The following is a 21,039-nucleotide window of genomic DNA, read 5'->3' on the forward strand; positions in this document are numbered from 1 at the left end:
TTGCAGGAGAAGAGCCTTTCTGGCGAGATGATCAGGATTGCCTGTTCCTGTAGTCGTTGTACCCGAATCTCCTGACAGTCTCGATTTTACCCTCGTCCTGGATCACGGCGATATCGGGGAGATTGATGCCGTTGAAGGTTGTATTCTTCACTATACTGTAAAGCGCCATGTCGGTAAAGACAAGTTTATCTCCTCTTTTTAGAGGCTTGGAGAACGAATAATCGCCTATTATATCACCCGCCAGACAACTCGGGCCAGCGAGCCTGTAAGTCCATTTTTTCTCTTTATGGGAACCCGACCTCATTATGTGCGGCCTATAAGGCATAAGGAGCGCGTCGGGTATATGTGTTTCCGCCGATACGTCCATTATGGCGATCTTCATCTCGTTTTCCACGATATCAAGTACGGAGGAGATTAGGACCCCCGCGTTGAGCACGCTCGCCTCACCGGGTTCAAGGTAGACCTGAACACCGTATTTTTCTTTGAAACCGTTTATAATCCTGATAAGACGCTCAATGTCGTAATCGTCCCGTGTGATGTGGTGTCCGCCTCCAAAATTGACCCATTTCAAACCTCTGAGATATTGACTGTAAAGTTTTTCGAAGGATTTTAGAATTCTTTCCAGCACATCTGAATTTTGCTCACACATTGCATGGAAATGGAGCCCGTCCACAAGGTCCTTATACTTCGGGAATTCCACGCTGAACAGGCTGTGAGTTATTCCAAATCTTGAACGGGGTGCGCATGGGTTGTACATTTCAGTGGTCACCTCAGAGTGTCCCGGATTTACTCTAAGCCCTATATCCACACCGCTTTCTCTCGCTGCTTTTCCGTACTTTTGGAGCTGGTAGAGCGAGTTAAATATGATGGAGTCGGAATACCCCAGTATCCTCCCGATCTCGTCTTGCCTGTATGCAGCCCCGAAGGTGTGCACCTCTTTCCCGAATTCTTCACGGCCGAGCCGAGCCTCGTTGAGACCACTCGCCGAGGTACCGTCCACATATCGGGCCATCATTGGAAAAGTAGCAAATGAAGCGTAAGCTTTCAGCGCATGGAGTATTTTGCACCCCGTGCGGTCCTTTACATATCTCAGGATGCGCATGTTCTCTTCAATGAGAGTTTCATCCAAAAGATATACGGGGGTCGCTATAGGCCCGGCGGCAATCTTCAGGAACCTTCCGTTTGCCGCCCGGAAAGATTTTTTTCGCACGTTCTTGAATAAACGGGTGAGCGCTCTCAGGTCATTGCGCAGCGAATCAAGCACCCTCTCTCTCTCGTGGCCGGACAAAGAATGATACTTGTCCGGCGCGGAGGGATCTCTTGCTGAAATCGCCCGGATTGTCGCGTCAACCAGAGTGGCTTCGCTCATAGCACCCTATTCAGAACCTGCCGGAAAGCGCTTCGTGATCTTCCACCTGCCAGGGGAGACCGTATTTGCTCAAAGCTTCCATGAACTTGTCAGGGTCCAGTTGTTCAACATTATAGACCCCCTCTCCACGCCAGGTCCCGGTAAGGAGCATCATGGCCCCGATCATGGCAGGTACGCCGGTGGTATATGCGATCGCCTGCGTCCCGGTCTCGTTGAACGCGTACTCGTGATCGCAGACGTTATATATATACTTAGTAATAACCTTCCCATCCTTTTTCCCTGTCATGATGTTGCCGATGACCGTCTTTCCCGTATATTTCGTTCCGAGAGAAACTGGTTCGGGGAGGAGGGTCTTCAGAAATTTCACTGGAACGATCTTGTTTCCCTCGTAGTCGACCTCATCTATTCTCGTCATGCCCACATTCCTTAGCACTCTAAGGTGGGTAAGGTAATTGTCTGAAAAGGTCATCCAGAAGCGAGCCCGTTTCAGTCCCTTTATATTAAGGACAAGGGATTCGAGCTCTTCGTGATAAAGGAGGTAACTGTCTCTCGGTCCTGCCACAGGGTAATTGAAGGTAAAGTGGGTGCTACCTTCCTCAATTATAGCTGGCGTTTCGATCCACTTCCCGTTTTCCCAGTGCCTCGCAACCTGCGTCACTTCTCTAATATTGATCTCAGGATTGAAATTCGTAGCAAAGGGATGGCCGTGGGTTCCAGCATTACAGTCCATGATGTCCAGATAATTTATCTCGTCAAAGAGATGCTTCTGGGCATAAGCGGCATAGACATTGGTCACGCCTGGGTCAAACCCTGAACCTAGAAGGGCCATGAGTCCTTTCTTCCTAAATCTGTCCTGGTACTCCCATTGCCAGCGGTACTCGAAGTGAGCCTCGTCCAATGGTTCGTAATTGGCTGTGTCTATATAGTCGACCCCCGTCTCCAGGCAGGCGTCCATTATGTGAAGGTCCTGATAAGGAAGGGCCAGGTTAAGCGCCACATCGGGCCGGAATCTCCGGATCAAAGCGGAGAGTTCAGACACGTTGTCGGCGTCCACCTGCGCGGTCTCAATCTGCATGCCGCATCTCTTCCTGATGTCTCCGGCTATTGCCTCGCATTTGGATAGCGTCCTGCTGGCCACCATTATGTCTCTGAAGACTTCGGGAGCCTGTGCGCATTTGTGCGCAGCCACGGTCGCCACGCCTCCGGCCCCGATTATCATAATCCTTCCGGTCTTTTTTATATTAGTCATAACCGTCCTCCCGTAACTGAGATTATTTCGACATTACTGGCGCCGCGATCAACAAGGGGTCAAGAATACTCTCTCGCTGAAGATTTATCCACAGGCAGGAAGCGTCTATCGCGCCTCTTATGAATTGAGGAGCATGAGAAATTCTCTCGCCACCTTTGAAGCGCAAATTGAAGAGACAAAGGCCGCATCGTAGTCAGGCGCCAGTTCAACTATGTCCGCTCCTATAATGTTCGCGCCTCTTAAAACGGCAAAATACTCCATGACTTCTCTAAACGTGAGTCCACCGGGCTCAGGAGTCGTTACGCCGGAAGCCAGCGACGGATCAAAAACGTCGAGATCAAAGCTCACATATACGTGCGTATCTGGTTTCATGCGGCCCGCGAGCGACGCCGGCGAGTCGACAGGGACAAGTTCTTCAAATTCCTGCCTGGTTCCTGACCGTATTCCTACCTGCAAAATCCCAGTCCTGCCCAGTTCCTTCACCCGCTTCATGACCGTCGCATGAGAAAGCCTCTGTCCTTCATATTCGTCTCTGAGGTCGCAATGGGCATCGAAATGCACTATCTGTATGTCTCTGAAACGCTTTTTTACGCCTTTCAAAACAGGGTATGTTACGAGATGTTCGCCGCCTAATACGAGAATTTTCTTGCCTTTCTCCATCAGCACAGTCACCGCATCTTCAATGAGCCCCAAGGAGTACTCAAGATCGCCTGGGCGGAGCTCAAGATTACCCGCATCGTAAAAGATTGTGTCCTCCAAGTCCTGCTTAAGATAGGGACTATACGTCTCAAGAGTCCACGATGCCCTCCTGATGCTGTCAGGGGCAAACTTTGTCCCACCTCGAAAAGAAGACGTAGCCTCCAGCGGGCATCCGACTATAATAATTCCAGCCGGTTTCTCGTCCCCGGCGGACCCCATGTATCTCTCATTGAAGACGCCTTTCATGGGTGCTCATCCTTACGAAATGTGGGTGTTATGAAAAATACGGCGATATTCCCGCTATGACATTTTGACCGCAGCGCAACCTTGTGGGCGAAGGAGTGTCGGACCATTTTTCTGCAAACCAATCCGGGTCAATCCCACAAGACCACGCCCGCGAAGACGGCACCGATGGCGATGACTTTGCAGGTAGCTGAAATAGACTTTATCTCTTTAATCTCCCGCTGTCTCAGCTCCATCCCTTTTTCCACCATCTTTTTGACCTGCTCGACAACGACGCTCTCTTCGGCTCGCGCAGAATACTCCATGATAAGGCCGGCCCGATTCGAATCCGTGGGTATACCTATTGCCACAGCCGCAGATATTGTTTCTCCGGGAACATCGCTATAAAGAGATGCATAGGCTACCGGTACAAGTGCGCCTTGAGGCATTGGTACCGGGGCCGGTATCATTTCCTCACAGCCCGGAGGTAGAATACTACTCATTTTTACAAGGTTGGTATCTCCGACGCCCGAAGCCAAAAGAGCGCCGTCAAAAGCATTCAGTAGTGAGAATCCTTCGGAGGAACCGCTCACAAGGAAAAACTTCGTGGGTGTTTTAATAATCACTTTGACCACCTCTCAAACTCTTTAATACCCAACAGGTTTGTGGGTGATTTCTTTACCTAAGAAATCCAGATTACCCTTATTATTACCGATTCTTTTGCCGTCGAATGCGCTAAAAATTAGGGGGCGAAGAGACCCATAGGACAAGCGCCTTATTCGTTCGCCTGTTCGCTATAAAATGCTTCCTTGTTGCCCTGAAATAAAAACATTCGCCCTTTTTGAGCTTGTACACCTTTCCTCCAAGTGAAAGCTCAATACTTCCGGACAAAACAAAACCAAACTCTTCTCCCTCATGAGGCTCTTCCTCGGGTGTCTTCTCTCCTGAGGCCATTTCCAGGAGCGCAGGGTCCATCATCCTGTTCTGGGCGGCAGGCACAAGTATCTGAAACAGCTTTACGTCGTCCATCTCAAGGTCGACTCTGTCTTTCAGCTTGAAAACTATCTTTTCGTCATAAGCACCATTAAAAAAACTGGACGGTTTTTCGTCCAAAGCATCAAGGATGCCAATGAGGCTCTCCACGGACAAAGAGGTCAGATTCCTCTCTATTTGCGAGATAAAACCTTTTGTAAGGCTCGCCCTCGAGGCAAGCTCCTCCTGCGTAAGCGATTTCGCCTGTCTCAACATCTTTATTCTCTCGCCAATGCTTGATCCGCCAATATTCATATCACTAACAATATAAGCTCACTGAAAGTTTACAGTATTAAACAAAATAATCGGCTTTATTGTCAAGTAAAATTTTATTTAACTTTTAGTACTACTATGCTAAACTTAGATATTCAAACCGCAATGCTCGGCAAAGACGCGATTTTACATTTTTTTATAGCAAAAGGCATCCGCCATCTCTTCTATCTCCCTGGCATCCACAGCCTTCCCCTGAGCGAAAGTTTCAGAAGGCACAAAATCCAGGTTATCATGGGAAGACATGAGCTGGACCTTGCATATATGACTATCGGATATGCCGAAGCTTCTGGTGGGCCAGGTGTGCTGATCGTCACTCCTGGCCCGGGTCTCGGTAATATTATCTCGGGCTGCATGGAGGCGCACGCCGGCAATGTGCCGCTATTGATCCTGCACGTTGACACAGGAAGAGAGGAAATCGGCAAGGGCATACTTCATGAACTGGCAGCAGTGGAAGCGCTTTTCAGACCAATTACGAAGGCGGTCTTTGCCGCGTCCCGCAAAGAAGAGGTTGTTCCTGTGCTTAGAGAAGGTTTCCGGACGATGATCACAGGGCGCCGGGGGACCGTACTCGTCTCCATCCCTTACAGATTCTTTGAAAAAGATATTTCTGCTGAAAACGAAGAACATGAAGAGCGGGAGGTTTCACCTGAGTTGGACGGGGCCATGGAAGTGCTTGAAGGGTGCCATAAGCCCGTCATAATCGGAGGAAAATCCCTCATGAGAGAAGATCTGGGAATGGCCGTCAAAGCAATTTGCGAGGAGAAGGGGATACCTTTTCTTACGACTACTTCTGGTAAAGGCGCTATATCCGAGCTGAGTCGCTGTGCCTTCGGGAATGTGATGGCAAAGGGCCTTGCCAGAGAGATTGTGTCATCGGCGGACATGGTCATTGCCCTGGGCACGAGACTCCGCGACATGGATGTGAAAAGACGGGGTGTTAAGATACATAAGCTTGTCCATATAGACGTGGATGACGCTTGGATAGGCAGGAACCATGGGGCTCACCTCGGCGCCTCAGGAGACCTCGGGACTGCCCTCGGCGGAATTCGTAAGATCCTCAAGAATTCGAGATTCGACTGGGATATGGACCTTCTGAAAGAAAAGGAACGCCGGGAGAGGGAGACCCTAAAAAAAGGTTCGACAGGATTCAGGGTCATGCAGATCATAAGAGATGCCGTCCCGCCCGAGACGACAACCGTATGGGACTTAAGTCTCGTGGGATACTGGGCCGAATATTATTTTCCCGTTGTCCACCAGAGGACATTCATCATGCCCACCGGCGTCGCCCCCACTTTTTTTAGTTTTCCCGCAGCTCTGGGCGCAAAGCTTAGCCGCACCGATCAGCCGGTTCTCTCGGTAACGGGAGACGGCAGCTTTCTTCCCTGCGCCAGTGACCTCGCCACAGCAAAACAGTACAACATCCCCGTGGTGATCCTCGTATACAACAGTGGCGGCTTCGGAATCCTGGAGGAATATATGGATTCATCATACGGTATTCGTAGTTCCATGGCCCTGGCTAATCCCGACTTCACAAAACTTGCAAAGTCTTTTGGTATCAAGGCGAAAAAGGCCGGTACATTGGACCGCCTGAAGGGTTTGTTTCGAGATGATGTCACGTGGGATGAGCCATTCCTTATAGAGTTGGATTTACCGGCCTTTCCACCACCGTGGAAATTTATCTTTTAATCAGGGTCCGGCTTAAGCGCGAACGACACCTGAACATTGAACGGGCCTTGAGAAGTCTTCTTCCGGCAAGACGAGCTCCGGTCCGTGGGCACGGGCTTCCGAAAAAGAAAGGTCTGCATCGCGGACAGTCAGGTTTAAGCGCGGCATGCCGCTAAACGCCAGCGTGTTCCTGTATGCTTTCTCGTCGACAGCAAAAGCGGCTGAATCCAACATGGGAGGGAGGGGGCAACGAGAGGCTTTCAGGCAGATTGGCTACTGGAAGGCATCTCACAGGTTTTCCCCGACTAATTTCGGACAGCCAAGTCTCTCATATCTGAAACAATCCATGACATGATCATTCACCATACCGACGGCCTGCATGAAGGCATAGCAGATCGTCGTACCCGTGAACTTGAACCCTCTTTGGACCATGTCTTTGCTCATAGCATCGGATTCTGGTGATCTGGAGGGAACCTCCGTCATTCTCTTCCACTCATTCTTAATTGTCTTTCCGCTGACAAATCTCCAAATATATGTATCGAAGCTTCCAAATTCCTTTTGTACCCGCAGGAACACTGCGGAGTTGGTGACGACCGCCTTAATCTTTAACCTGTTCCTCACGATATCGGGGTTAGCGCACAACGCTGAAATGTCGCTCTCCGAGTACATGGAGATCTTCCCTGCGTCGAAATTGTGAAACGCCGTTCTGTAACCGTCCCGTTTTTTGAGAATGGTGGACCAGCTCAGTCCAGCTTGGGCCCCTTCAAGTATGAGAAACTCAAACAGTTTTGTGTCATCATGGATTTCTACGCCCCACTCTTCATCATGGTACGCCCTGAGGAGGTCACTTCCTTCAGCCCATTCGCAACGCTTCACTTGTATGCCCACCTTGTCGTAGTCAGTCTATGGAAGGAATCCTTCCCTTACTCCAGGTCCCCTCCCCTCTTCCCTTATCTTGTCTTTTAATGCAGGTCATGTCAAGACGCTTTTCCAGGAATTTGCACACAGGTACGTAGAGCCGATTTATACAGTCCCGAAGGACTGTGGCAACGAATTTTTTAGGAGAGGACAACCACTGAAGAATTGTCTTTCGAACAGCAGCTGTCCTGTTTAGGAAGCGATGGCCCCTCCTGATCCCCCCCTGAAGGGGCCATCGCCTAAGAGATATGCAAATGAGGAAAAGCATGTAGAATTTTTATTCGGCATACTATATGTGTGGTAACCGGCGATAGTTATCCGGGACCCATGTCCGATGGGCCGATATCCATCTTTCATACTGCCACCCACCACAACCTTCTGTTCCATCATTACCCCTGAGACTGCTCCCTGGAACTGACTGGCACGGTCTTTGCCGAACTGATTTCCCTGTTTTCGATGCTCTTCAGCGCTTCATTCTAATCTATTGCGTTCCCGGCTATAACACCGGCGAAGGCGCCTCCGGCGGTTCATATTGAAGTGCCTGTCATGTTTCCAAAATGATCTGGCCCGCAATAACGCCTACACTCTCGCCCAGATAGCGCCCTTTTTTAGGTGTTGTAACCTGGGGAGACGCACAAAAAAACAAGTAGTGCCATCACGAAAATAACTATGTATTATATTAACAAGTTCTTTTTCGTCCTTAACCCGTCCACCTCCCGATTCATCATATGCACTGTTATTTTAAGATGCAATATTGATGCCGATAAGCGGGATTGACTTGTAACTTTTGAATAATACGGGTATTCTTCTGTCAATATTTCCACAACCGATCCCATATGATCGTCAAGGAATTGACAATTAGCAACAGCTCCTGTCATGAAACCCACATATGTAATATTAATCTTCACCGGGAAAAACAATTTGGTCCGGTTTTTTTACCGGTTTTCTTGGTGTGCAGCGATAAATGTCGGCGAGAAAAGATTCTTTCGACATATTTGTCGGAAATATGTTCCCCCCCCCATTCCCATCGCGAGAAAGAGGGACATAAAAAAATAAAGTCGAATGCCTCGTCAGTTCCCTCTGAGGGCACACAAATTCGGAGTGCCTGCTTCCCAACGCCTGAAATATTGATTTTGCGACGCTTTATGAATCCGAGAACGCCTGGGTAGCGGCCAAGAGACACTCTACAATGAACCTCCCCGCCGCTTGCGGCGTGGTATCCCGGGGTTTACGACTGACTTTGAAGCGCGTGCCTTAAGGGGCGGGGAATTAGACCCGTAGAGATTAAATTTTCGCTACTGCAGGAGCACAGAAGAATCAGATGACTTTTCAAGCATATCGGCTTCATCCGCTTTTTCTATGAGCCAATGTCCTATCACTCTGGCAATCTCCGGCCTTACCAGGATTCCCGCCATAAGGATGCGTTCCACGGAAGGGCCTTTGGGTTCCTGGATCGTTTCCACTCTGTGGCCTGTGGCCTCGTTCACATCGATCGTGGTTACCGTAGGCGCCTCTGGCTTTTCCAGAACAAGGTCAAAACATACCATTCCGTAAGGAGTTACTCCACCCCATACACCAGAAGCCGGTATTATCCGATACTCACTGTCCTTTCTCGCTTTCACCTTAATCTGTGCCATTTTCCCTCCTCTTTGTTTTCCCGTTCTGCAACCGTCTTAAAAAGGCGGCTACTATCAAGGCGTATGCCGTTCGTCATTGCTGCATACTGCCCATGCAGCGAACAGGACAGACCTTCTCTTTTCATTTATACGACAGTATGCTATCATAAAAAGTCGTACAATATGGACAATATAGTATATAAGAGAGCCATAATGACATATATTATTTTATTTCTGGCCTTGGTTCTTCCTTTCTGCCTTTCGGCGAACGATTCTATAACGGCCAAATCATACATCCTGGTGGAAAAAGATACGTTTCAGGTGATAGCGGGCAGAGATTATGAGAGGAAGCTGCCTCCTGCAAGCACTACCAAAGTGATGACCACCATCCTTGCAATCGAAAAGCTTGACGGCAAAGAGATGATCACCCCCGACCCTAACGTCCTGAAGTTTCCCAGGTCAAAACTCTACCTCGTACCCGGCAATCAGTATACCTCCAGCGATCTTATGAAAGGTGCGATGATTGAGTCCGCTAATGATGCAGCCTACACGCTTGGTGCCTATATAGGAGGATCCGAGGAGGATTTTGCCCGCATAATGACCGAGAAAGCCCTTGCTATAGGCGCTGAGAATACTAATTTCAAAAACGCCTCCGGCCTTTACGTGGAAGGTCAGTATACCACATGCTATGATCTTGCCCTCATATTCAAATATGCCCTTTCCAGCGAGAGGTTCAGGGAGATTATATCCACCAGGTATTTCCTGTTTCATGACCGGCAAAGATCGACACGATATAAAAATCATAACAGATTCCTCTTCTGTTTTGAACCGGCCATAGGAGGAAAGACAGGCTTTACTCAAGCATCAAAGCATTGCTATGTGGGCGCCTTTGAAAAAGACGGCAAGGAATATATACTCTCCCTCCTAGGCAGTCGAGATCTGTGGGGGGATTCGGTCCTCCTATTGAAAAACCTCTATGAGCAACTCCCCTCGGATAGAGAGATGAGGCTGGCAAAAGCGCATTCTCTTGTCCTCACATCGTATCATGAGCAGACGAAAAAGAAACCGGCGGCGGAGAAGAAGCATATTTCAAAAAAGAAAACCGGAGCCAGCAAGAAGCACATCGTTAAGAGAGTAAAGAAAAACAGCAAGCCGTAATGAAGGGCAATAACTACACGACCATTGTGCTCATCCTTCTTCTGCTCCTCGTTTTTCCGTTCAGGGTCTACGGAATAACCGTGGAAGAAGAAAAAAAGTACGGACGGGAGATGTACTTCCAAATCGCCCGTGCAGTGCCGATCAATAATGATCTGTACATATCTTTTTACCTCCACTCAATGCAGGAAAGGCTTGAAGCGGCAACCAGCCTTGAGCTCCCCATAGTCTTCACCGTCATAGATTCTCCCACAGTCGACGCATTCGCGTCCATCGGGGGCTATGTATTCATAACCACCGGGCTCATCAGTCTGTGCGATAAAGAAGAGGAACTCGCAGGGGTTATGGCCCACGAGTTTGCCCATATTTCGAAAAGACACGTGGCCAAGGCTATTGAAAAGCAGAAATTCATGACCTGGACAACACTGGCGACCATGCTTGCTGCAGCTCTGATCCCAAGCCCGGCGGGTAAATCAGCGGTCCTAAGCGCCGGCCTAGGCGGCGCCCAGCAGATGGCGATCACCTATACTAGGGAAAATGAAGAAGAAGCGGATGAGGTTGGCTCTGCAAACGCAGACAAGGCCGGCTACGGCGGCCTTGGCACGGCCGAGTTTCTGAAGAAATTGAGGATAACCTCGGATAACAAAATGGTACCGCGATACCTTCTTACCCATCCGCACCACGGGGAAAGGATCGTGAAGATTGGGAACCGATGGAGGAACAGTACCGTCAAGTTGGATACCTCCTTTTTCCCTTATGTGACGGCAAGGGCGCAGATCCTTTACAGGACCCCAGGGTTGGGTATTGAGGAGATATGGATGAACAAATACCTCAGAGACAATACGGATCCTGTGAATTGCTATGCCGCCGCCCTCATTTATTCCATGAGGGGGGATACAGATGAATCGGTACGAGTCGCTTCAGGCATCAAGTCGCCTTACAGAGACATATTTTTGGGGGAAATGCTTGTTAATGCGCGGCGATACAAAGAGGCGACGGACTTGCTCAGATACGAATCGAACCCTATCGGTTGCTATTTTCTTGCAAAGGCATATGAAGGGGGCGGTGACCGGCCAATGGCTGTGAAGGCGTACAAAGAGATACTCAGCTACGCAAACATCTACCCGGAATTATATAGCAGGCTCGGCATGCTTTGCGGCATGATGGGCAATGAAGGGGACGGATACCGATTTCTCGGCAGTTATCATCTGGTGCTTGGAAATGTTGATCAGGCACGAACCAATTTCGAAAAAGCGGTGAACAGGTACGGAATAAACTCGAAAGGTGGTCAAGAAGTGGTGAATCTTCTCGACAGACTGCCAAGTAAAAACAAGAAATAATCCATGCTGATGACAGGAGGAGCCGAGGGTCACTTGGGACCCTTATGAATATATTCACTCATCGTCTGCTCAACTTGGCTATGCCCGGGAAGTAATCGACCGCCTCAATCTCTCGGGAAGATAAGAATATCCTTGTTGATGTCGGTTGTTGGGACGGAAGAGCGACCGCTTAATTCCTGCGCCGTGTCACGCTCTGGTCAGTCACCGGCATGAGACCGCTCGCTTGAGAGCATTAAGCAAACTATGCTATGAAAACATACCAGACGGAGGGTAGGAGGGTATCCATGACTCTCGTTCTGTGAGCCGGATGTATGCAAAATTGAGCCGGCAATAAGGTTTCATATCATATTTTTCAAACGCCGCTCCCTGTATTATGTTCCTTATCCTAAGTGAACTGAAGTCATATGACGCCAGGTTATTAAGGCTCAGCATCCTCTGGACTAGAGCGGGCGCTGCGAGAAAGGCAGTCGCCTTTTTCCGCTTAATAGACGACCTTACAGATGTCATGTGCCGCGGTAGAATTGATGAGCGCATGCCTGACAACACCCTATTTTTGGTGCACACGTCCGATAATGTTTTTTTATAAGTAAGTAAAAACTGGGTTGGGACAGAGCTTCATTTTGTATTTTTATTCTTCCACCACGGTCTTTGCAATGTTCACCCCACGGTCATAACATTGCTTGCCAAGGAGGGATAAATAATATTTTTAGAAAGGTCCCGCGGAAAGTAAGCGTCAGTCTCGCGGGCTTTTGGCCTATCCATGCCATATAAAGTATAGAATCGGCAGTCCCGATTCTATACTTTACTGGATAAAGCTTACCTCAATTGAGAATTTCGATTATTAACTTGTCGCCATCCCGCTCGACATTAAATATGAAATACTCGTTGGTTCTGGTATTTATGATTGTATAAGTGCCTGTTTCCAATGCATCTTTCTTAATTTGTATGCCATCATCACGGAGAACTGTTTGCGAATAAACATCTAACTGATCCTCCACACCTCGTTCATTGATGTACCAAAAATAATATTTTTGCCATTGTTGGAGGCGTCTACATCAATACCAAGCGCATCCCAGCAGTTGATAAGAAGTCCATCCGAGGTAAACGTAAACCCATCGGGCAGTTCTGATTCCGATGACGCAACAACAGAAACGTTACCTCCACAAGCGTTAAACTCATAATTCCATTTGCCGCTGTTGCCTCGCATATTCTTGATATTTACACAGAAATCATAAGTGCCCTCTTCGGCGTATGTTACTGTAAATGTAAACTCAACCGTGTCCTCTTTTGCAATCAGGGTAGGTTTACTTGCTGAGATACCGCTTGTGTTATGGCCAAACGGCGTCACGACTATCTGTGGAAGGTCTGCACTTTTGCTTATGTTTGTAATTGCGACTTTGTAGGTTACATCAGTCTAACCGCCAGATAGGACTATTTTTGTTTTGTCGTCAGGTGTAGTATTTACATAAACGGTGGAATCGTATGCCGGAGTAGCCATTGTGGGGATTGCAAAGGCAAACGCCATTGTAAATACAAACGCCAAAAATGATAGTTTTTTCATTGTTTCGTTTCCTCCAAAATAAAATTTTTTGCCTCCTTGCTAACGCGCAACGTGATTGAGCGGCCACTTTTATTTTGGAGTTGTGGTTCTCTGTTTTCAGCTTTACTTTTCGGGGAGCCCAACAATCCCATTTTGGATAAGTTTTACACTCCACCATTTTCATCCTAATAGGGATTATGATTGAAAAGTATCAAATTTGACAACACCTTAATTGGTTACAATTATATACACTTTTTTGTTTTGTCAATGGCTGAACTGTAAATTATTCCTACTTTTCCGGGAAAAGTTTCCGAAGCCATCCATCAAGATATGACGCTTCATACAGGCAGCTTAGTGGAACATAGACTGACGGAAGCCAAAAAGACCAGCGAGCCTACAGTTGGAAATGCCAGAAAATTTACAAATTTAGGCTTGACCGTGCTGGAACTTTATGTACAATATAAAAATACAGTATTACCAGTTAAATATCCGAGTATTCTATGTCAATGGTTTGCCATAAAAGACGGACAGGAAAACACATATGATGGAACAAGACGGCGCGAGTGCCTTTGGTTGTATGCCTTTGTGCGCTTCCCCGCAGGGTTTCATGGTATTCTGTTCTTTAAAGATGACACGACTATACATATATACATACACAGGGCAAACTGTTTCCTCAGAGAGCGGCAACCGAAAAGGAAACACACAATATCAGGGATTGATTTCCCGGAATAAGGAGCGTTTCATGATAAAAACCAGAAAAAACAGGCCCTTGGCAATGCTCATTTCAGTGGCGGTTATGCTCACCATGATACCAATGACGGCGACTTCCGCATCTGCGGCACAGTTTCCAATAGTGGCCGGAGTCCATCATTCCCTCGCGCTAACAGGAGATGGTACGGTATGGGCATGGGGAGATAATACTTACGGTCAGTTAGGCGACAAGACCACTACCAGTAAAAATATCCCCGTGCAGGTGAAAGTCGAAAGCATAATTGCTCTTGCCGCCGGAGCCCATCATTCCCTGGCACTAACAAAAGATGGTACGGTGTGGGCATGGGGAGATAATGCTTACGGTCAGTTAGGCGATGGGACCACTGCTCAAAAAAATACCCCAGTGCCGGTGTATCAACCACCACAAAAATTATCCCTCATTAAACCACCACCATTTACAGCCCTTGCCGCTGGAGCTGATCATTCCTTGGCGCTAAAAGAAGATGGTACGGTGTGGGCATGGGGACGGAATAATAACGGTCAGTTAGGCGATGGGACCACTGCTCAAAAAAATACCCCAGTGCAGGCGCAGGTCAAAGGTGTAATTGCTCTTGCCGCTGGAGCTGATCATTCCTTGGCGCTCCTTCCTCCACAAATGAAATGCGGCAGCGGCCCGTTATTGGCATGGGGAGATAATGCTTACGGTCAGTTGGGCGATGGGACCACTGCCAGTACAAATACCCCAGTGCCGGTGAAAGGCGGCAATTCGTACTTCAGATGTCCCTAAAGTGCTTTTCGCTTGCGCTGTTCCCGTGCAAGTATTGGATGAAGGCGGCCAAGGCTTAATGTAAAGCAGGGGGGTTTCGACTACAATATAGTTTGGTGGGCCATTATAGGCCATTAGAACCCAGCAGAGGGGCATGTTTGACATCGCAACGGTGTGTTAGCCGGTGAAATAAGGAATGGCCGGGCCATAGGTTACAAAACCTTCTGACCCGGCCGGAATGGGTCATATCTTTGACGGTCTGGTATCCTGGAAGAAAATAAGCGTACGTAACTTTGATATACCGATCGCTCAATAAGACATAAAGCCCGTCGAGGCCATTTCAGTCCTGACGGGCTTTTCTTGCACTTTTTTATAAAAATAGCAGTACACCATCATAATAGACGATATTCTTCCGGCCACGGCCTTAAATTACAATTGGCTGAATACTGTCGCGCGCGGGTTACCCAAGACCCTCCTCAACAGAAAGAAGGCTTGCCGTCTCATCGTTTTACAGAAAAACCTCTGGATTCAGCGACAATCGAGAAATAATCAAGAAACAGAAAGCATGATCAAAACTCGCCCCAAAGCCTGACAACTAGCGGTTGTTAATCTACATAGACACTGCCACCCCCCCACCGATCCCCGCTGGAAGTCCGTGCGAGTCCTAAACCATTGAAGTCGAGCCTTTTTGCGTGTATAATTAGTGTAGGTAGGGATATTTTCGTTGGATTTCGTTTCTTGACAAAAATTTGAGATGCTATTACCTTAATAAGGTTGAAAAGGGCCTATGGCAGTATTAACGGAAAGAGAAAGAATGGTTCTGGAGCTCATAGTGGACAGCTATATCATATCCGCAGAAGCTGTCGGCTCAAGAACAATCGCAAAGTCCATGCGCAACAAGTTGAGTTCAGCCACCATAAGAAACATCATGGCGGATCTGGAGGAACAGGGTTTTCTTTATAAGCCTCATGTGGTCGCGGGAAGGATTCCAACGTACAAAGCTTTCAGATATTATGTAAACTCCATGCTTGTCTTGAGAAGCCTTCGAAGAAGAGAGATGCAGGTCCTTGAAAGCCTTTTCAAGCCGCGATACGCCCATGTTGAAGGTCTTATGGAAGACGCCTCTAAGGCCCTGGCGTCCATTTCAAAGTTTACGAGCATAGTAGTTGAACCCAGAGTCAATACGATGCTCTTTAAAGAGATTGAATTCGTGAAGCTGTCGAAGCATACGGTTCTGACCGTCTTTGTCACTTCGGCGGGCATTGTCCATAACCGCCTCGTAGAGGCAGAAGAGAACTTCAGCCCCGTATTTCTGAACAGCATGAAGAATTATATGAATGAAAAATTCAGCGGAGTACCGTTTTATACCCTCAAGGAAGAGATTCTAGAAGATGTAGAAAAAGACAAGGAGAGCTATGCCAGGCTCCTCGGAAAGATAAAAGAGACAATTGAAAATATCATGGAAGAGGAAGACCAGAGAGAAATCTACATTGAAGGCGCTTCCAAGATGATGGATATGCCGGAATTTTCCGATTTGGCGCGACTGAAGGAGCTCTTTCACACTCTGGAAAGGAAAGAAAAACTGCTCCGGCTTCTTGACAGTTGTCTTAAAGAAGAAGGCATCCACGTAATTATGGGAACAGAGAGCGAAATTAAAGAAATGAGGGACTTGAGCATTATCACGTCCACGTACCGTATTGGAGAGAAAAGCTATGGGGTGCTTGGGGTTATAGGTCCCATAAGAATGAATTACGGGAAGATTATACCTATAGTAAACTACACGGCAAAAACACTGACAGATATTCTGTCCATAATGTAGGTACAGAAGAGGAGTAGACAGATGAATCGCAGACGGGGAGAAGGCTTGGAAACGGAAGATAACGGAAAGACTATAGAAATACAGGAAAAAAGTGAGGCTTGTGAGGAGCACAAGAAGAAAGAAGATCCTGTCGAAGAACTTCAAAAGGAGATTGAAACAAAGAATGGTCTGATCAAAGACCTGCAAGACAAAATGCTTTATCTCCACGCAGAGTTTGAAAATTTCAAAAGATTGAAGACAAAGGAGGTCCAGGAGATCCTTAAGTACGGCAACGAGACGCTTCTTCAGGAATTGATCCCGGTACTTGACAATATGGAGATGGCGCTCAACCATGCATCCCATACGGACGACGTGAAGGCCATTGAGGAAGGAGTGAAGATCACCTTTAACCAGTTCCTCAAGGTCCTTGAGAAAGCCGGAGTTGAAAGGATCGAAGCAGTGGGGAAAAAATTCGACCCCAATCTTCATGAGGCCTTATACCAGGAGGAACGAGCTGACATGGAACCCGATACCGTCATCTCGGAGACACAGAAGGGTTATACGCTGAACGGCAGAATAGTGAGACCTTCCAGGGTATCGGTCTCAAAGAAGCCGGAAGTTCAATAGGGCTTGCTTTTTCTCGGATTAGATTATGAAAAAAGATTATTATTCAATTCTGGACGTTTCGAGAGATACATCGGACGATGAGATAAAAAAGGCGTATCGGAAGCTTGCTCTCGAATATCACCCCGACCGGAACCCAGGAAACAAGGAAGCGGAAGAGAGGTTCAAGGAGATCAGTGAAGCTTATGCGGTCCTGAGCGACAGCCAAAAAAGGGCAAGGTACGATCGATTTGGCTCCGATGAAGGCGCCGGTTTCGATTTTGGATTCCAGGGCGGCAATTTTAACAGCGTTTTCAATGACTTCTTCGGCGACTTCTTCGGCGCCCAGCAGCGGCATAGAGAAACGAAGGGCGCTGACCTGAGATACAATCTCAGCATAGAGTTCGAAGAGGCGGTATTCGGCGTAGAAAAAGATATTGAGATACCGAAAGACGAGAAATGTCCGGACTGCGGCGGCACAAGAATTGAGCCTGGCCATCAGCCGGTCGTCTGTAAGGCGTGCGGTGGCAGAGGTCAGGTGCGCGATACCCATGGATTCTTTACCATAAACAGGACCTGTGGCACATGCGGCGGTGAGGGTCACGTTATCAAAAATCCCTGCAAGCGCTGCAAGGGAAAGGGAGTCGTGAGGACACAAAAGAAGCTCAACGTGAAAATTCCTCCTGGCGTCGATACGGGAGCCCGGCTCAGACTGAGAGGGGAAGGGATGCGCAGGCCAGGCGACACGATTCCAGGCGATCTATACATCGTCCTTAACGTTAAAGAACATCCCCTCTTTGAACGGGAGGGAGACAATATCCTTGTACAGATGGACGTTGGTTTTTCTCTCCTGTCTCTCGGGGGGCGTATCTCAATCCCTACCATAGAGGGGGAGACAGACCTCGATATTCCTGCAGGTACGCAGCCGGGGAAAATATTCAGGCTCAAAAATCTTGGAGTGGCCAAATCGAATGGATACGGGCGAGGTGATGAGATCGTCTATCTGAACATAGTAATACCACAATCCCTCACAGAGAGACAGAGGCGGTTAATGGAAGAATTATCCGTGGAGCTTGGTGACCATGCGGGGGGAACGCGGAAGAGGTTCAAAGATAAGGTTAAAGACTTTTTCGACCGTCAGTCTCAGTAAAAAGCCTCAATAACCGACATAATGATTTGCGCGTCATTCCCGAATCTCAGCGCGCTCATCTGTAGTCGCACGCGGCAGGTAAAGACAAAAAACAAACCGGTCATAACAAGAGAAGATGCGGTAATAAATATTGCCGCATCTTCTCTTTTCCCGTTTATTCGGCTCCTACCCTTCCGCACCCTTTGTCGATGCGCTCTCCACCATGAGTCTGGCGATCATTTTCGAGAAAGCCGCAGGGTCTTTGGGTGGTGAGCCTTTAAGGACGAGAGCCTGGTCATAAAGAAGCTCTATATATTCCTTGAGCGCCTCGTTCTTCTTATCCTTTTCAAAAAGGTTGTTCATGGCAACGAGAAGCGGATGGTTCTGGTTTATCTCCAGGACCTTCTTGTTTTCGGGCACCTCCTGGCCCATGGCCTTGAGGAGCTTCTCCATCTGGGGGTCAAGATCGTCTTCCTCGCCCACGAGGACACACGGGGAGTCGGTAAGTCTTCCCGAGAACCTCACATCTTTCACGTCTTCTTTTAGCCTGTCTTTTATGAGCTCAAGCAGCTTTCCGTACTTCTTCTCCTCTTTCTCCTTCTCTTCGGGCGTGCCGAGGTTGATATCACCCTTCAACACCGATTTCAGTTTTTTCCCTTTGAATTCGAGGGTGTTCATGACGAAATCGTCGATCTCATCAAGGAATATGAGCACTTCGTAGTCCTTCTCCCTGAACGCTTCAAGGTAAGGTGATTTCAATACATCCTTCAAGCTGGTGCCCGTGATGTAATAGATCTCGTCCTGACCATCCTTCATGTTATCCACATATTCTTGGAACGTGGTGAGTTTATTTTCCTCGGTCTTAGTCGACGGGAAGAGAAGCAGATCGGCGATGGCCTCCCGCCTCTGGAAATCATAATGGATGCCTTCTTTCAGTATTCGGCCGAACTCGCTGTGGAATTCACGGTACTTCCCGTAATCGTCTTTCTTCAGCTCGTTGAGTACTTCAATGACCTTCTTTATTACACTTGTCTTGATAGTTTCTACGAGCCTGTTGTTCTGAAGTATCTCTCTTGATACGTTGAGCGGGAGGTCGGCGGAATCAATTACCCCACGCACAAACCGAAGATAGGGCGGTATCAAGTCCTCACAGTGGTCCATGATCTGAACTCTCTTCACGTATAGGGTCGGCCCCGCTTTGTAGTCCTTGTAGAGAATATTGAAAGGGGCTTTCGAAGGGACGAAGAGAAGGGCGCTGAATTCGGTGGTACCTTCCGCCTTGTAATGGATCACCTTCAGGGGCTCAAAGAAGTCATGAGAAACGTGCTTGTAGAATTCCTTATACTCCTCATCTGTCACCGCCGATTTATCCTTGAGCCAGATCGCCTTCATGGAATTGAGCGTCTCTTCTTCTTTTATCTTGACCTTCTGGCCTTTCGCGAGCTCGCTTTCCTGCTCTCGTTCCACATCCATCACAATCGGATGCTCAATGAAATCGGAGTATTTTTTAACAATACGGCGGATCTCCCACGACTCGAGATATTCCTTCTCCTCGTCTTTGAGATGGAGTATCACATCGGTGCCTTTCCCTGCCTTTTCAGCGTCTTCCACTGTAAATGCTCCGTCACCGGTTGACTCCCACCTGACGGCGCTTTCCTTTTGCCCGGCCCTCCTTGTGAGAACGGTGATACGGTCCGCAACCATGAAAGATGAATAAAAACCCACTCCGAACTGCCCGATGAGCTCCGGATTATCCTTTACCTCTCTGGCCTGCAAAGCCTCCAGGAATCCTTTGGTCCCGGAGTGGGCAATCGTGCCCAGGGCCTCTACCGCCTCAACTCTGGTCATTCCTAGTCCGTTGTCGCTTACGGTCAGGGTATTGGCGTCTTTGTCCACAGATATTTTTATTTTCCACCCCGTTTCATTCTCGAGAACCGCGCTATCTTGCAGAGACTCATACCGTGCCCTGTCGATCGCATCAGATGCATTGGAAATAAGTTCCCTGAGAAACACCTCTTTATGGGAATAAAGCGAGTGTATCATGAGGTCAAGGAGCTGTTTTACTTCCGTTTTAAATTCAAATTTTTCCACTGCCATAATCAATCACCCCATCTATCTTATTTTATTATTCCGGCGGTCATCCTATAATCCTAAGCCTTCATACATTGTTCTTTTCTTGGTAAGCCGGGACCGAAAAGATATATAAATTTATTAGTACAGCGAAGACGAAAAATCAAGACCTTCGTCCCAAGAAATCAACATTGACAAGCAAAATAGGGGCATCGGGCGATAGAGATACCGCCGGCCCTAATGTTGGCCGTACCGTGACCATAGCTCACACAGATCAAAACCGTTCTTTCTTTATTGCCTCCTTTTTAAATATTGCCATGTCCGCACACGAACAAGGGTGTCTATATCCAGGCCATGCTCAAGACAGATCGGCGTTTCCATGATGTACGTAACGGAAGTCTTTTAGGTTTCAGACATAAATGTGTCCTGAGGGCGCCAATGGTTTTATCCTGACAGTAACCGCGTGAACCTCATTTAATTGGCTAATGTTAGCGGAAGCGCCTATCACGTTTTGTTCCTCAACATGCGATGGACCAGGAAACAGGGCAGCGCGAATGAACCTCCCCGCCGCAAGCGGGGGGTATCCCGGGGTTTACGACTGACTATCAGGCAAGCGCGTACGCTTTAAGGGGCAGGGAATTAGACCCGTAGAGATTAAAAGACGTTCAAATAAGTCGGCTCTTGGCAACTGCGCCTTTCATGCCCTAGCCAGGGCCTCCTCACCCCCCCCATACCCCCCGTTAAAGAGATTAACCCAATTATATGATCTTCATCTTCTTTGCCGCATGGGTCAGCTCATCCCTGAAATCAGGATGGGCAATGCTGATCATGGATAAGGCCCGCTCCCGGACCGACTTGCCCTTAAGCCTTGCAACCCCGTATTC

Annotated in this window: 18 protein-coding genes; 7 read left to right on the forward strand and 11 right to left on the reverse strand. The window is 48.1% G+C overall.

The genetic code is table 11. The features are described 5' to 3' along the window. Nucleotides 1-31 precede the first annotated feature (31 nt). The 5 genes from nspC to LBQ00_01635 form a co-directional block, all read right to left on the reverse strand. Nucleotides 32-1,369, reverse strand: coding sequence for a carboxynorspermidine decarboxylase (nspC, locus tag LBQ00_01615; protein ID MDR2017571.1), 1,338 nt, complete (start codon nucleotides 1,367-1,369; stop codon nucleotides 32-34). 10 nt (nucleotides 1,370-1,379) lie between these two features. Then, nucleotides 1,380-2,618 carry a saccharopine dehydrogenase family protein gene (locus tag LBQ00_01620; GenBank protein ID MDR2017572.1) on the reverse strand — a complete coding sequence of 413 codons (1,239 nt, stop codon included), beginning with the start codon at nucleotides 2,616-2,618 and terminating at the stop codon, nucleotides 1,380-1,382. A gap of 117 nt (nucleotides 2,619-2,735) precedes the next feature. After that, the gene (gene speB, locus LBQ00_01625) at nucleotides 2,736-3,563 is read right to left on the reverse strand and encodes an agmatinase (GenBank protein MDR2017573.1); all 828 of its coding nucleotides are present in this window, start codon (nucleotides 3,561-3,563) and stop codon (nucleotides 2,736-2,738) included. 128 nt (nucleotides 3,564-3,691) lie between these two features. Beyond that, on the reverse strand, nucleotides 3,692-4,165 hold the full coding sequence (locus LBQ00_01630; GenBank protein ID MDR2017574.1) for an arginine decarboxylase, pyruvoyl-dependent: 474 nt from the start codon (nucleotides 4,163-4,165) through the stop codon (nucleotides 3,692-3,694). A gap of 109 nt (nucleotides 4,166-4,274) precedes the next feature. Further along, entirely contained in the window at nucleotides 4,275-4,826 is a 552-nt protein-coding gene (locus LBQ00_01635) for a cupin domain-containing protein (GenBank protein MDR2017575.1), read from the reverse strand. 96 nt (nucleotides 4,827-4,922) lie between these two features. On the opposite strand from LBQ00_01635, the gene LBQ00_01640 reads away from it, so the two are divergent. Beyond that, a complete protein-coding gene (locus LBQ00_01640; GenBank protein ID MDR2017576.1) occupies nucleotides 4,923-6,530 on the forward strand; it encodes a thiamine pyrophosphate-binding protein in 1,608 nt (535 codons plus the stop codon). Nucleotides 6,531-6,797: 267 nt separating this feature from the next. Here LBQ00_01640 and LBQ00_01645 read toward each other — a convergent pair whose 3' ends face one another. Together LBQ00_01645 and LBQ00_01650 are read right to left on the reverse strand one after the other, a co-directional pair. Further along, nucleotides 6,798-7,385, reverse strand: a complete 588-nt coding sequence (locus tag LBQ00_01645; protein ID MDR2017577.1) for a DNA-3-methyladenine glycosylase I — start codon at nucleotides 7,383-7,385, stop codon at nucleotides 6,798-6,800. 1,337 nt (nucleotides 7,386-8,722) lie between these two features. After that, a complete protein-coding gene (locus LBQ00_01650) occupies nucleotides 8,723-9,064 on the reverse strand; it encodes a hypothetical protein (protein MDR2017578.1) in 342 nt (113 codons plus the stop codon). A 192-nt stretch (nucleotides 9,065-9,256) separates the two neighbouring features. Here LBQ00_01650 and LBQ00_01655 point away from each other — a divergent pair, with 192 nt between their 5' ends. Both LBQ00_01655 and LBQ00_01660 read left to right on the forward strand, forming a co-directional pair. Then, a complete protein-coding gene (locus LBQ00_01655) occupies nucleotides 9,257-10,201 on the forward strand; it encodes a serine hydrolase (protein MDR2017579.1) in 945 nt (314 codons plus the stop codon). Then, nucleotides 10,201-11,538 carry a M48 family metalloprotease gene (locus LBQ00_01660; protein MDR2017580.1) on the forward strand — a complete coding sequence of 446 codons (1,338 nt, stop codon included), beginning with the start codon at nucleotides 10,201-10,203 and terminating at the stop codon, nucleotides 11,536-11,538. Before LBQ00_01655 ends, LBQ00_01660 begins: the two co-directional genes overlap by 1 nt. A gap of 982 nt (nucleotides 11,539-12,520) precedes the next feature. Here LBQ00_01660 and LBQ00_01665 read toward each other — a convergent pair. Together LBQ00_01665 and LBQ00_01670 are read right to left on the reverse strand one after the other, a co-directional pair. Beyond that, on the reverse strand, nucleotides 12,521-12,886 hold the full coding sequence (locus tag LBQ00_01665; protein ID MDR2017581.1) for a hypothetical protein: 366 nt from the start codon (nucleotides 12,884-12,886) through the stop codon (nucleotides 12,521-12,523). A gap of 66 nt (nucleotides 12,887-12,952) precedes the next feature. Beyond that, nucleotides 12,953-13,099 carry a hypothetical protein gene (locus tag LBQ00_01670; GenBank protein ID MDR2017582.1) on the reverse strand — a complete coding sequence of 49 codons (147 nt, stop codon included), beginning with the start codon at nucleotides 13,097-13,099 and terminating at the stop codon, nucleotides 12,953-12,955. A 721-nt stretch (nucleotides 13,100-13,820) separates the two neighbouring features. Between LBQ00_01670 and LBQ00_01675 the strand changes: the two genes are divergently transcribed. From LBQ00_01675 to dnaJ, 4 genes are all read left to right on the forward strand, one after another. Further along, nucleotides 13,821-14,576: a hypothetical protein gene (locus LBQ00_01675; protein MDR2017583.1), complete on the forward strand. Its 756-nt coding sequence runs from the start codon at nucleotides 13,821-13,823 to the stop codon at nucleotides 14,574-14,576. A 766-nt stretch (nucleotides 14,577-15,342) separates the two neighbouring features. Then, nucleotides 15,343-16,374, forward strand: coding sequence for a heat-inducible transcriptional repressor HrcA (hrcA, locus tag LBQ00_01680; GenBank protein ID MDR2017584.1), 1,032 nt, complete (start codon nucleotides 15,343-15,345; stop codon nucleotides 16,372-16,374). A gap of 21 nt (nucleotides 16,375-16,395) precedes the next feature. Then, nucleotides 16,396-16,980 (forward strand): nucleotide exchange factor GrpE, encoded by a 585-nt coding sequence (grpE, locus tag LBQ00_01685; GenBank protein ID MDR2017585.1) that lies wholly within the window; start codon nucleotides 16,396-16,398, stop codon nucleotides 16,978-16,980. Between the two features lie 25 nt (nucleotides 16,981-17,005). Next, nucleotides 17,006-18,106: a molecular chaperone DnaJ gene (gene dnaJ / locus LBQ00_01690; GenBank protein MDR2017586.1), complete on the forward strand. Its 1,101-nt coding sequence runs from the start codon at nucleotides 17,006-17,008 to the stop codon at nucleotides 18,104-18,106. Between the two features lie 165 nt (nucleotides 18,107-18,271). Here dnaJ and htpG read toward each other — a convergent pair whose 3' ends face one another. Both htpG and LBQ00_01700 read right to left on the reverse strand, forming a co-directional pair. Further along, the gene (htpG, locus tag LBQ00_01695) at nucleotides 18,272-20,182 is read right to left on the reverse strand and encodes a molecular chaperone HtpG (protein ID MDR2017587.1); all 1,911 of its coding nucleotides are present in this window, start codon (nucleotides 20,180-20,182) and stop codon (nucleotides 18,272-18,274) included. Between the two features lie 731 nt (nucleotides 20,183-20,913). Beyond that, a partial coding sequence (locus tag LBQ00_01700) for a hypothetical protein (GenBank protein ID MDR2017588.1) occupies nucleotides 20,914-21,039 on the reverse strand: 126 nt, incomplete at its 5' end.

Source organism: Syntrophobacterales bacterium (assembly GCA_031274925.1).
Taxonomy (GTDB): Bacteria; Desulfobacterota; Syntrophorhabdia; order Syntrophorhabdales; family Syntrophorhabdaceae; genus PNOM01.